Here is a 13,002-nt window from a genome sequence, read left to right as displayed (position 1 = left end):
TATTTTTACCGTCCTACTTACTATTTTAACACCTGCCTCAATGAGCAACAATAAAAACAACAATTACCTGGTTCCCCTTATTACAATTGGTATCCTTTTCTTCGTTATGGGATTCGTAACATGGGTAAATGGAACATTAATTACTTTCTTTAAAAAAGCGTTCAGTTTAGATAATACGAGTTCCTATCTGGTGACTTTTGCATTTTTTATTTCGTATACGGTAATGGCAATTCCGTGTTCGATGGTTCTTAAAAGGACAGGATTTAAAAACGGTATGTCGCTTGCACTGATGGTGATGGCTGTTGGTACACTTATTTTTATTCCGGCTGCCGAGTTGGCTTCTTATCCTCTTTTCCTCGTTGGCCTTTTTACAATTGGTATTGGACTTACAGTTCTCCAGACTGCCTCTAATCCATATGCAACAATTCTTGGGCCTCGCGAAAGTGCTGCTCAAAGGATCAGTATCATGGGAATTGCCAACAAAGGTGCAGGGATTATCAGCCAAATCGTCATCGGTAAACTGCTTCTGGCAGGAGTATCATCAGCAGATCCAAAAGACGAACTTGACAAAGTGGTTGTACCGTACCTCGTTCTTACTGGTATTTTAGTTGCTCTTGCGTTAATCATACGTCTTTCCAAAGGTCTTGTTGAAGTGAGTGAAGAAGAGGAAGAGCCGGTTGCAGGAGCAGCTATAACAGTACAAAAAACCAGCGTATTCCAATATCCAAATCTTGTTTTAGGCGTACTGGCGTTGTTTTGCTACGTAGGTGTGGAAGTAATAGCAGCTGATACTATTATTAACTACGGTGTTTCTCTTGGTATTCCTGAAAATGAAGCCAGAGTTTTTGGCGCATATACATTAGGCGGAATGATGTTCGGTTATGTACTCGGTATTGCGCTTATTCCAAAATTTGTCTCTCAACAGGCTTACATGCTATTTTCTGCAATTCTAGGACTGGTGGTTACGGTAATAGCAGTATTGACAACCGGTTTTACATCCGTTATGTGCATTGCAGTTCTGGGTTTTGCCAATGCAGTGATATGGCCGGCATTATGGCCGCTCGCATTGAGCGGATTGGGTAAATTCACAAAAATCGCCTCTGCGTTATTGGTAATGGGTATATCTGGTGGTGCCATTATGCCTTTGGTTTACGGAGGAATTGCAGATTCTATCGGCAGTACTCAAAAAGCATATCTTTTAGTGCTTCCACTCTACGCATTTATTGTATACTTTGGCCTTGTTGGTCACAAAAAGAAAAGCTGGTAGTTCATGAAAATTTCAACCCCCGGCCGTATTTGTTTATTCGGGGAACACCAGGATTATCTTGGTCTACCCGTAATTGCAGCGGCGATATCGCGGCGTATCAGCATTATTGGTTCTTATAGAAACGACGATCAGGTAATTTTAGAATTACCTGATCTCAATCAAAAAGTCCAATTCTCGTTGAAAGAAACATTCCCATATATTCTTCAAAGGGATTATTTCAGAAGCACAATTAATGTTTTAAAAAGAAGAGGATTAACTTTCTCAAAAGGATTTGATTGTTTAATACATGGAAATATCCCCATTAATTCCGGAACATCCAGTTCGTCGGCACTGATCGTATCCTGGGCACATTTTCTGGATAAAATGAGTGATAATCCATCCAATTTTACACAAAAAGAACTGGGAGAAATTGCCAACTCGGCCGAAGTACTTGAATTTGGAGAGCCTGGCGGTATGATGGATCACTATTCAACTGCGATTGGAAATGTAATTTACTTAGAGTCCGAACCGAAAATTAAAGTAGAAACCCTTACTCCTAACCTGGGCACTTTCGTATTGGGTGATTCTTTGGAACCAAAGGATACGCTTGGAATTTTGGCAAGATGCCGGTTTGGAATGGAAGATGTGATCAGAAAGGTTAAAACTGAGGATGGTTCTTTTTCAATTTTCCATACACCATTATTTCAGATATCTGATTATAAGTCATTTCTTTCCGGAGATGAAATGAGTTTGCTGAAAGCAAATATTGAAGACCGGGATATCTTACTGGAAGGAAAAAAGTTATTGTCACAAAACGTACCTGAATCAGGACGCGAAGTTTTTGATAGCAAATTCGGCGAACTTCTGTATAAACATTACAAAAACCTGCGGGATCACAAGCGGACCTCAACACCAAAAATAGAGCGGATGATGAATGCGGCTTTGTCAGCGGGCGCATTGGGAGGAAAAATAAATGGATCCGGTGGTGGAGGCTGTATGTTTGTATATGCGCCAGCTCATGCCGCGGAAGTAGCGGATGCGATCGAACGGGAAGGCGGGAAAAGTTATATTATTTCTGTGGATATGGGGACGAGGATTGAAACGGAGTAATCTGTATAATTCATTTTGCAAGATTCAGGGAAGTCAAGTTTTAAAAACCTGACTTCCCTTTTTTTCAAAGCCAGCTATCTTTTTTATTAAAATGCACGAATGTAATTCTTAATGTGTTTTAGTTTTATGACCTTTGACATTCCAAATGACGGACTTTAATATCCGTCTGGCTTAAAAGAATACACTTGATGACATTGATAACTGCTTCCGACAAAACCACAAATATTTATTGCCCGTCACTAACGGAATATAAACGCCGCAAAACGATCACGATCAATATTGGCGATATTCCAATGGGTTCCGATTATCCGATCAGGGTGCAGTCGATGACTACTGTGGACACGATGGATACTCAAGGCTCCATTGATGAAGTAATAAGGATGGTTAATTCAGGCTGTGAATATGTCCGTATAACTGCACCAAGCGTAAAAGAGGCGCAAAATCTTGAAAATATTCGTAACGGTTTACACAAACTCGGAATTTTTGTTCCGTTGGTTGCAGATATACATTTCACACCAAATGCTGCGGAACTTGCAGCAAGGATCGTGGAAAAAGTACGTATCAATCCTGGTAATTATGCAGATCGTAAACGCTTTGAAACCATAGATTATACCGATGCGTCCTATGCCGCAGAGCTCGATCGTATTCGTGATAAATTTATACCGCTGGTCAGGATTTGTAAAGAATATGGAACCGCCATGCGAATTGGGACCAATCACGGTTCCCTTTCTGACCGGATTTTAAGCCGTTATGGTGACACACCAATTGGTATGGTTGAATCAGCGCTGGAATTTCTAAGGATTTGTGAAGAGTTCAATTATTTTAATATTGCACTCTCAATGAAATCCAGTAATACGCAGGTAATGGTGGAAGCCTACCGGCTTCTCGTACAGCGACTTGATGAGGAAGGCCTTAAACCATACCCTTTGCATTTGGGTGTTACCGAGGCAGGAGAAGCAGAAGACGGACGGATTAAATCTGCTGTTGGTATTGGTACTTTATTAGAGGACGGGTTAGGTGATACCGTTCGGGTTTCTCTGACTGAGGCACCTGAAAAGGAAGCTCCGGTTGCACGGACCCTGATTGAACGGTATACTTTTAGGGCGCCGCACGACAACATAGAACCCGTAGAACTTTGCCCGATAAATCCATTTAAATATACCCGCCGGGAAACAAAGGAAGTCTATAACATTGGAAGTTTAAACGTACCGAGAGTTATTGCTGATTATTCGAATATTGCTATCACTCAGCTGGACGATTTAAAAAGTATTGGCCATTTTTTCTTCCGGTTCCTGATAAATGGGCCATGAATGATCAGGGAGCTGATTTTATTTATACTGGCAGAAATCCGGCACCTTTTATGCTGCCAAATGGTTTAAAGGAAATCCTGGATTTTCAATCATGGACCAACCACATCGACCGTACTAACAAATTCCCGTTACTCACAGTTGCTGAATGGAAAAATGCTGAGCCGGAACAAGTTTCAACACAGCTTAATTTCATCAAGGGAAATATTCACTCCTTTGACTTTGAATTTTTAGAAAGTATTCGCTCTCTTCAAAATGCAGTTCTTTTATTGCAAACTTTTAATCAGCATGCAATGCCAGAACTGAGGCGTTTATTTTTCAAACTTGTTGAAGCTGGTATTAAAATCCCGGTTATTATTCAACGGACTTATTCAACAGATTTGGGAGATGCGTTAACACTGTACTCAGCAACAGATATCGGAGGATCGCTCGTGGATGGTTTTGGTGACGGAACATTATTGTCCCCCGAATTTACTGACAATGCAATTCATATTGAAAAATTAAAATCTGCCTCGACATATAATAGTATTGCATTCGGGATTTTGCAGGCTGCACGTACGAGGATGTCCAAGACCGAATATATTTCCTGTCCCTCATGCGGCAGAACGCTTTTTGATTTGCAGGAAACCACAGCATTGATCCGCAAGCATACCGAACACCTGAAAGGCATTAAAATCGGCATCATGGGCTGTATTGTAAACGGACCGGGTGAAATGGCCGATGCAGATTATGGTTATGTCGGAATGGGTAAAGATAAAATTGCGTTATATCGTGGCCAGGAAGTAATAAAGCGATCAGTATCAGCAGCGAATGCTGTAAAAGAGCTGATAGAACTGATACGTGAGGACGGGCGCTGGATCAATCCAAATGAAGCCGAAGTCCTGAATTAAAATATAGTTAAAGTCCGGAGCTTAAAGTTCAAAGCAGACACTTAGTCGTTGAGTAAGACTCGTCAACTTTTAACAATTGAAGTAAAATCAAACTTAGATTAATTGATTTAACTAATTTTATAAAAATTCAAAAATCAACAAAATGAAAAAGTACTTTCAACTCGGTGACGTATTTTATTATTTCGTCCGGGTTTTCAAAAAACCCGATCCTAATGCGCCTACATCTTTTAATCTTCGGATGATGCACGGTATCAACCGAATTTCTATTGTGATGTTTATATTTTGTGTTATTGTGATGATCATACGAGCATTTACAAGATGAACCTTGAATCCCTTAGAGATTATTGCCTGGCACTTCCCGGTGTAACTGAGGAATTACCTTTTGGACCGGATACATTGGTTTTTAAAGTGATGGGAAAAGTGTTTCTTTTAACCTCGCTTGATAGTCCGTCTTTATCCTTTAATGTAAAATGTGACCCGGAAAAGGCAGAAGATTTAAGAGCTTCTTATTCCGATGTCCAGCCCGGTTATCATATGAATAAAAAGCATTGGAATACCGTTCATGTTACCGGCAGTGTTTCAAGTGAAATTTTATTTAGCTGGGTAAAAGATTCTTATGATCTGATTGTGAGCGCACTACCAAAACGTGCGAAAGAAGAATTGATGGGGTCATCGTAAATTTCAAATTAGAGTTACTGAAATGTAAAGTCCCGGAGGAGCATAATATCGGCGGACCCCACCTATGTTTCATCACTCTGGGATTAGATAAATATAAAATACTCATTTGGTTTCTTACTTTGGAATTAAAAGAAAAAAATAAAACCCTGACATATTCCTGGATAACAGGCGCTTGTCAGGGTTTTGTTTTTACAAACGGAGCATAAATTTATTACTTGGCTGCTTTCATTTCTTCATCCAGACGTTTGCTAAGCGTTTCACAAACTGCTTCAATGGCATCTGACATAACAGGATCATTGGTGGCAGTAAGCAAGGTATCTGCAATTCCGCTCATGATTTCGATATAAAATCTTTTCATATCAAAAACTTCCATGTCTTTTGTCCAGAGATCAATTTTCAGGGTACCCCTGTGGTAATGGTCCCAAACTGCAATGGCAATGGCACGAGTATCATTAATACCTTCATTGGGATTATCAGTAGCACTCCAGTGAATTTTCTCCGGTACGTTTTGATTATCAAGATCTATGGTGAAATTTATTTCCGAATTTTTCATTTCTTAGTAGTAAAATTTCACAAAAGTAAGCAATTACGCCACATCAGACGCTATAAACACATCACTTTCCCGCTTTGCTGAACACTTGTTTTAGCAAATCAGTAACTCTGGCAGCCGGATCAACCCTGATTTTCTTTTCTTCCTGCGCTATCAAAACATACAAACCGTCAATGGTTTTTTGGGTTGCATATTCTTTCAGGTTTGGGTCAACCTTCTTAACAAGAGGAAGCTTGTTATAAACTGTTACGAGTTCAGAATAATATTCCGTTGCCTTATTGATATTTAAAGTGCTGTCAACCACCGGAAAAAAAGTTTTGTAAAGGTCGGCATTGGTGGTTTTCTTTAAGTATTGTGTAGCGGCATCATCACTCCCTTTCAAAATTGTAAGAGCATCAGGAATAGTCATTGAGGTAATGGCTTTTAAGAAAATCGGCTTGGATTTTTTAGCAGCATCTTCGGCCGCTCTGTTAAGGGATAAAGTAAATTTGTCCACTTCTGCCCCCATTCCCATTTTACGTAAGGTAGTAGCAACCTTCTGTGCTTCTGGCGGAACTGCGATTTTAATCAGTTCATTTTTGAAAAAACCATCCACTTTTGAAGCTTCCGCAGATCCGTTGCTGATTCCGATATTTAAAGCTTCTTTCAGTCCTCCAACTATGTCCCCATCACTTAGTGCCCCTGCCGGCGATTTAAGCTGATCCAATATGCCACCAAGTTTTTTGTTAAGCTGGGCATCTGCTGCACAACTGCTAAAAATCCATAGCAACGTTACAATTAAGAATTTTTGATTCATTTCTCTTTCAGTTTGTTATCATTCATCTAAGCTCCAAACGTAATCAATAACGATTAATTTTACTTAATTTTGGAAAAAATAAACGGTTTATCCACTCTGTTTCTCATATATGAATTCCACAGTAAGGGCAGAAATAATTACCATTGGTGATGAAATCCTTTTTGGACAGATCACCGATACGAACACACAATGGATTGGCGCAGAACTTACCGGAATAGGAATTCGTCCGGTTCGTAAAACTTCTGTAGGAGATAATAAGCAGGATATTATCGATGCATTTACTGAATCCAGCCAACGTGTTGACGTTGTTATTGTTACGGGCGGACTTGGCCCTACAAAGGATGATATTACTAAACATACATTTTGCGAATATTTTAATAGTGAGTTAAAAATCAATGAGGACGCACTAAAACTAATTACTGGTTTTTTCGCAAAACGTGGCCGGGAAATGACCGAACTGAATATTCAGCAGGCAGCTTTGCCAGCCAATGCCACGTATATTCCAAATTTGTGGGGAACTGCTCCTGGTATGTGGTTTGAGAAAGACAATGTAATTTATGTCTCGCTACCCGGAGTGCCTTATGAAATGAAAAGCCTGATGGAATTTGAAATATTACCCAGACTTAAAGCAAGGTTTAATTTTAATATAATTCAGCATAAATCAATCAGGACAATTGGTATAGGCGAATCTTTTCTGGCTGAAACAATTGAAAAATGGGAAGATGCCCTTCCTGAACATATAAAATTGGCTTACCTCCCACATTTTGGACAGGTAAAGCTTCGCCTTACCGGTACAGGAACGGATCAGCAATTGTTAGACTCCCAGTTGCAGGAGCAGGTAAATCTGCTTTTGCCATTAATTGAGGAGTTTGTTTATGGATACGACTCGGATGAACTTGAATCGGTCATTGGAGCGTTATTGATAAAACAACACGCAACTGTCGGAACGGCAGAAAGCTGCACAGGAGGTTTTGTGGCACACCGGCTAACAAGTCTTGCAGGCTCTTCAAGGTATTTTGAAGGTTCGGTTGTCAGTTATAGTAATTCGGTAAAAACGAATGTATTGGGTGTATCTGAAGCAACACTTAACACTTATGGAGCCGTAAGTGAATCAACTGCCCGGGAAATGGCAGAAGGTGCACGAAAGGTTCTGAAAACTACTTACGCCATTGCAACCACAGGAATTGCGGGTCCTGATGGAGGAACAACTGAGAAACCTGTTGGAACTGTCTGGATTGCCTGCGCAACACCTAACGGAACATTTACACAGTTGCTGAAATTATCAGGAATCCGTAGTTTAAATATAGAACTGACTTCTACCTACGCTTTAAATCTGTTAAGAAAAACAATTTTAAAAGTTGAACAGGTGGAAACAATCTGACAGGATTATCATCAATCCTTTTATTAATAACTTAAGAAATTCAATTGAAACAGATTTGCTGTTTCATGGCATTACAGAGATATATGAAAATAGTTGAAATGCTGATGCCCCCGTTGGGTGAGAGTATCATGGAATGTACAGTGCTGCATCTTCTCAGGAAAGCAGGTGATAAAGTGAGTGTTGATGATTCGGTATTAGAAGTAGCTACGGATAAAGTTGATACGGAAGTTCCCTGCCCATATGATGGAACCATTATAGAATGGCTGGTAAAAGAAGATGATGTGGTTCCGATAGGAAGTGCTGTTGCACGTATTGAAATCGCTGATGATGGAAATATTCCATCTGATTTTATTCCTGAAATTTCACCGGAAAAAAATTTAACTGTAGAAGACCCGGCAGTTCTTCTTGAAAAGGATTTGCAAGTAGCCTTAAATAAGAAAACAGAAGTACCGGAAACTGAATCTTCTTCCGGCAATGGAGATATTTTTTATTCTCCTTTGGTCCTGAGCATAGCAAGAGAGGAAAAAATCAGTTCCAGGGAACTGGCCACAATAACCGGAACCGGGGCAGAACAACGTGTTACCAAAAATGATATCCTGTCCTATCTTAGTACAAGGGAAGCTATTCAGGCACCTGTTGATTTACCGGTTCAGTTACCAAAAGCTACTTCTTTAAACGGAAGCACTGAGATCATTGAAATGGACAGGATGCGCAAAATGATTTCGCAGCGCATGATTGAATCCCGTAAAATTTCAGCGCATGTTACTTCCTTTATAGAAACTGACATGACCACTGTTGTAAAATGGCGGGAAACGGTAAAGGCAGATTATCGTAAAAGATCTGGTGACAGTATTACTTATACGCCCATACTCATTGAAGCGGTTGTGAAGGCAATCAAAGATTATCCGATGATCAATATTTCTGTTGAAGGAGACAAGATTATTGTTAAAAAGGATATTAATATCGGGATGGCAGTTGCATTACCGGACGGCAACCTCATTGTTCCGGTAATTCATCGTGCTGATCAGTACGATCTGGCCGGACTGGCGCGTAAAGTAAACGAACTTGCAAAAAAAGCGCGGGAAAATAAGCTGAAAGCGGATGATGTTTCCGGCGGTACATACTCGGTATCCAACATCGGAGCGTTTGCTAACCTCATGGGAACTCCTATAATTGTACAGCCACAGGTTGCAATCATGGCATTTGGTGCTATAAAAAAGAAACCAGCGGTTATTGAAACCTTACAGGGAGATCTGATAGGAATACGCAGCCTGATGTTTATTTCCCATTCCTATGACCATCGTGTTGTAGACGGTTCACTTGGCGGAATGTTTTTGAAAAAAGTGAATGATTATCTTGAAAATTTTGATTCGCACAGAACCCTGATGTAATGCTGAGACTAACTTTGGACATGGATGATGTGTTGGCTGATACACACGAAAAATTAATAAATATTGTATTAAATGATTTCAATACCACTCTGACTCTGAAACAGCTCCAATCAAGTGCGTTGAGAGACTTGCTTCATCCTAAACAATTGACCAAAATTCATAGAATCATTAATGAACCAGGTTTTTTTGCAGATATTCCGGTGAAGGATGATGCGATTGAAACAGTTTATGAATTATCAAAGTACTACGAAATATTCGTAGCTACCGCCTGTATGGAATTCCCCAATTCTTTCCGTGATAAATTTGACTGGCTTAAAAAACATTTCAATTTCATCCCATGGACCAACATCGTTTTTTGTGGTTACAAAAGCATTATCAATTCAGATTATCTGATCGATGATCATGTCCGTAACCTGGCTGCCTTCAAAGGAGAAGGAATTTTATTTACCGCACCGCATAATCTTCGTGAGACTTCCTTTAAAAGGGTGTCAAGCTGGAAAGAAGTATCAGAATTATTCCTGCACAGATCATGAAATTATTGCTAATTGAAGATGAACCAAAGACCGTACAATCCCTCAAACAAGGCCTGGAAGAAGATGGCTACGAAGTAGATATAGCGTACGACGGTTTAATAGGCAAGCAACTTGCCAAAAATAATTCATATCAGCTTATTATCAGCGACATTATTATTCCGGGTATCAACGGTATCGAATTGTGTCGTGAAATCCGGAAATCCGGTGATAACACGCCAATTCTTATGCTTACTGCTCTTGGCACCACCGACGATAAAGTAACGGGTTTGGATGCCGGAGCCGACGATTATCTCGTAAAACCATTTGAATTTAAGGAATTGCTAGCTCGTGTTCGGGCTTTGACCAAACGTGGTTCCAATATTTCCCAAACGGCCCAGATACTTCGTTTTGCTGATCTTGAAATATCATTTGACGCCAAAACAGTACATCGTTCAGGAAACAAAATTAACCTTACGGCCAGGGAATTTAATTTATTAGTATACCTGATACGCAACCAGGGCAGAGTGATTTCCAAAGTTGAAATTGCAGAACAGGTCTGGGATATTGGATTTGATACCGGAACCAATGTCATAGAGGTTTATGTAAATTATTTGCGTAAAAAAATTGATAAGGATTATCCTGTCAAATTAATCCATACACAATTTGGAATGGGATACGTACTTAAACTGGAAGAATAATATGCAGATAAGGACCAGGCTTACTATTCAGTTTTCTTTGTTGGTAAGCGGCATATTACTTGTTACTTTTCTTGCTATTTATTTCTTTTCCTATGATAACGTAACGGAGGATTTTTACGACAGGTTAAGATCCAAAGCCAAATCAACCGCTGAACTTTTACTTAAAGTACCACAGGTTAATACCGAAGTAATGAGGGCGTTGGAAGGATCAAACAGGGATCTGATTTACAATGAAAACATTCTGATCTTCGACGAGAAAAACCGGCTGATATACACCAATACTAATCCTTCTTCCAAATCTATTAATGTATCGAATTACTGGCTGGACGAAATCCGTAAAGCTGGTCAGATTCGCTATACGGACGGGGATTATAAGGTGGTAGGTTTGTACTATAAATACCCTTTTAATCGTGCCGTTGTTATGCTGGGTGCCCAGGATTTATATGGTCAGATCAATTTATCCAACCTTTCCAAATTACTTACTGCGCTGTTTATCATCGTTACAGTTATTGTAGCACTTGCAGGCTGGTTTTTTGCCAAACGTGCGTTACGGCCTATATCCAAAGTGATGAATGCTGTGGAAGGCATATTACCCCAGAAACTCGATACAAGGCTTGAAGTACCTAATCAAAAGGATGAAATTGGGCGGCTTACCACTACTTTCAATAATTTGCTTGACCGCATTGAGACGGCATTCCAAATGCAAAAAATATTTGTTGCAAACGTTTCCCATGAGTTAAAAAATCCTTTGACAAAAATGAGGTCGCAGCTGGAAGTAAGTATGCTTAAAGAGCGAAATCCAGCTGATTACCGCGCTACGATCAATTCTGTACTTGAAGATATTCATGAATTGGCTCAATTGTCCAATACTTTACTTGAACTGGCCAAAGTGAGTGAAGATCAGCGTGATCTGCTTACTGAAACGGTACGTATTGATGACCTGTTACTGGATTCCCGCCAAACGTTGATCCAGGCTAATCCGTCCTACAATATCCAGATTCATTTTAACGATTTGCCGGAAGATGATACTTGGCTTGAAATATTTGGAAATTCCACTTTGCTAAAAACTGCATTTTTAAACTTAATGGACAACGCCTGCAAGTTCTCAGACAATCTTACGGTTCATGTTAATTTACAATGTTCAGCAAGAAATTTGACCGTTCGGTTTTCTGATCATGGTAAAGGTATTCCACTTGCAGACCAAAGTCTTGTATTTCAACCTTTCTACCGTAGTGACAATACGGCAAGCATAAGAGGATATGGCATTGGCCTTTCCCTGGTAGACCGAATTGTTAAACTCCACAATGGGGCCATTTCTATTCAGACCAACAATCCAAAAGGAACCACCTTTATTTTAACCTTTATTCCACCTCTAAGTAAATTCTAATTTATTATTAACCACATTTTAAGTATTACTATTTTAATTTGTAATGTTCATTAAATTAAATTCTTGCTGATAGCAAGTTCTTAGTTAGATTTCATTTTTTGTGGTGTTAATAAGCAAACTTGGCAGGTGTCTCTCACACCTGCCAAAGTTTTTTTAGAGGTATTATAAATTTTTTGCCCGAATTTTGTAAAAAAAAACGGCGAACATAACTGTCCGCCGCAAACTCTGTTAGTATAAATGCAATTAAGGTTTTTTACGTATCTCAATAATTTTCATTTTGCTTAGCAATCTGATTACTGGATAGGTTGGATCAACTTCAAACCATTTTGAGCCAAAATTGATTGAATTTGGACGTTTGTGGTGATTATTCTGAAAAAGCTCGCCCATCATCAGGAAGTCAAATATCAGTGAATTCTTTGATTTATCCTGATTGTCAAAATTCTGATATCCATATTTATGGCCACTCCAGTTAACAATTGCACCGTGTATTGGCCCCATCAGGAAGTGGATCGGAAGCAAAAAGAAAAATACCCAGTGCATATCCAGATATACAAACGCTAAAATATAAAAAGCGGAATACAGCAAAGCCCATCCTAATCTTGACATCCAGGAATCGCCCAATTTTTCAATAAATCTCCATTCCGGATAATTACGTTCAAACTGTGATTCAATAGCTCTTTTACGGTTCAATACAGCATTGTAAATATCTTTGGTTTCCCACATCATTGTAAAAACATTTTTGGTATGATGAGGAGAATGCGGATCTCTCTCGGTATCACTGAATGCATGGTGCATCCGATGTAGAATTGCATAAGCACGTGGGCTCAAATAAGATGAACCTTGTGAAAGATACGTCAGCAAATAGAAAAAACGCTCCCAGGATTTGCTCATAATGAACATTTTGTGGGCAGAGTAACGATGTAGAAAAAAAGTTTGACAGAAAAGTGACAAATACCAGTGTACTACAAAAACGGCAAGAACTATATACATGAAATTATTAGGTGATTAAACGAAAGTATTTGCAAAAATAAAGGTAAGTAATCACAATACCACACA

General features: G+C 39.4%; 12 protein-coding genes and 1 pseudogene. 10 read left to right on the top strand and 3 right to left on the bottom strand.

Translation table 11 applies throughout. From position 1 onward, the window contains the following. The first annotated feature begins 40 nt into the window (after nucleotides 1–40). The 5 genes and pseudogenes from KZC02_RS29300 (at nucleotide 41) to KZC02_RS29280 (ending at nucleotide 5,231) form a co-directional block, all read left to right on the top strand. Nucleotides 41–1,267 (top strand): sugar MFS transporter, encoded by a 1,227-nt coding sequence (locus KZC02_RS29300; protein ID WP_221391906.1) that lies wholly within the window; start codon nucleotides 41–43, stop codon nucleotides 1,265–1,267. Nucleotides 1,268–1,270: 3 nt separating this feature from the next. Further along, entirely contained in the window at nucleotides 1,271–2,356 is a 1,086-nt protein-coding gene (locus KZC02_RS29295) for a galactokinase family protein (RefSeq protein ID WP_221391905.1), read from the top strand. Between the two features lie 188 nt (nucleotides 2,357–2,544). Next, a pseudogene (gene ispG, locus KZC02_RS29290) lies at nucleotides 2,545–4,553 on the top strand ((E)-4-hydroxy-3-methylbut-2-enyl-diphosphate synthase). Nucleotides 4,554–4,695: 142 nt separating this feature from the next. Continuing rightward, nucleotides 4,696–4,875: a DUF6728 family protein gene (locus KZC02_RS29285; RefSeq protein ID WP_221391904.1), complete on the top strand. Its 180-nt coding sequence runs from the start codon at nucleotides 4,696–4,698 to the stop codon at nucleotides 4,873–4,875. Further along, nucleotides 4,872–5,231 (top strand): MmcQ/YjbR family DNA-binding protein, encoded by a 360-nt coding sequence (locus tag KZC02_RS29280; protein ID WP_221391903.1) that lies wholly within the window; start codon nucleotides 4,872–4,874, stop codon nucleotides 5,229–5,231. The genes KZC02_RS29285 and KZC02_RS29280 overlap by 4 nt, the downstream gene beginning before the upstream one ends. A 211-nt stretch (nucleotides 5,232–5,442) precedes the next feature. On the opposite strand, the gene gldC is transcribed toward KZC02_RS29280, so the two are convergent. Both gldC and KZC02_RS29270 read right to left on the bottom strand, forming a co-directional pair. Beyond that, a complete protein-coding gene (gene gldC, locus KZC02_RS29275) occupies nucleotides 5,443–5,784 on the bottom strand; it encodes a gliding motility protein GldC (RefSeq protein WP_221391902.1) in 342 nt (113 codons plus the stop codon). 61 nt (nucleotides 5,785–5,845) lie between these two features. Further along, the gene (locus tag KZC02_RS29270) at nucleotides 5,846–6,577 is read right to left on the bottom strand and encodes a DUF4197 domain-containing protein (protein WP_221391901.1); all 732 of its coding nucleotides are present in this window, start codon (nucleotides 6,575–6,577) and stop codon (nucleotides 5,846–5,848) included. A 109-nt stretch (nucleotides 6,578–6,686) separates the two neighbouring features. On the opposite strand from KZC02_RS29270, the gene KZC02_RS29265 reads away from it, so the two are divergent. The 5 genes from KZC02_RS29265 to KZC02_RS29245 all read left to right on the top strand — a co-directional run bounded on the left by KZC02_RS29265 (nucleotide 6,687) and on the right by KZC02_RS29245 (nucleotide 11,946). Continuing rightward, the gene (locus KZC02_RS29265; protein WP_221391900.1) at nucleotides 6,687–7,958 is read left to right on the top strand and encodes a competence/damage-inducible protein A; all 1,272 of its coding nucleotides are present in this window, start codon (nucleotides 6,687–6,689) and stop codon (nucleotides 7,956–7,958) included. Nucleotides 7,959–8,041: 83 nt separating this feature from the next. Beyond that, nucleotides 8,042–9,349: a dihydrolipoamide acetyltransferase family protein gene (locus KZC02_RS29260; RefSeq protein ID WP_221391899.1), complete on the top strand. Its 1,308-nt coding sequence runs from the start codon at nucleotides 8,042–8,044 to the stop codon at nucleotides 9,347–9,349. Beyond that, entirely contained in the window at nucleotides 9,349–9,882 is a 534-nt protein-coding gene (locus KZC02_RS29255; RefSeq protein WP_221391898.1) for a 5' nucleotidase, NT5C type, read from the top strand. Before KZC02_RS29260 ends, KZC02_RS29255 begins: the two co-directional genes overlap by 1 nt. Then, a complete protein-coding gene (locus KZC02_RS29250) occupies nucleotides 9,879–10,559 on the top strand; it encodes a response regulator transcription factor (protein ID WP_221391897.1) in 681 nt (226 codons plus the stop codon). The genes KZC02_RS29255 and KZC02_RS29250 overlap by 4 nt, the downstream gene beginning before the upstream one ends. A 1-nt stretch (nucleotide 10,560) precedes the next feature. Then, nucleotides 10,561–11,946 carry a HAMP domain-containing sensor histidine kinase gene (locus KZC02_RS29245; RefSeq protein ID WP_221391896.1) on the top strand — a complete coding sequence of 462 codons (1,386 nt, stop codon included), beginning with the start codon at nucleotides 10,561–10,563 and terminating at the stop codon, nucleotides 11,944–11,946. Between the two features lie 243 nt (nucleotides 11,947–12,189). Here the strand turns inward: KZC02_RS29245 and KZC02_RS29240 are convergent, their stop codons facing one another. Next, on the bottom strand, nucleotides 12,190–12,936 hold the full coding sequence (locus KZC02_RS29240) for an acyl-CoA desaturase (protein ID WP_221391895.1): 747 nt from the start codon (nucleotides 12,934–12,936) through the stop codon (nucleotides 12,190–12,192). Nucleotides 12,937–13,002: the final 66 nt, after the last annotated feature.

It is taken from the genome of Dyadobacter sp. NIV53, assembly GCF_019711195.1.
In the GTDB taxonomy this organism is placed as follows: Bacteria; Bacteroidota; Bacteroidia; order Cytophagales; family Spirosomataceae; genus Dyadobacter.
Note: the sequence above shows the minus strand (reverse complement) of the source record. Positions and strands in the feature narration are given on the sequence as shown.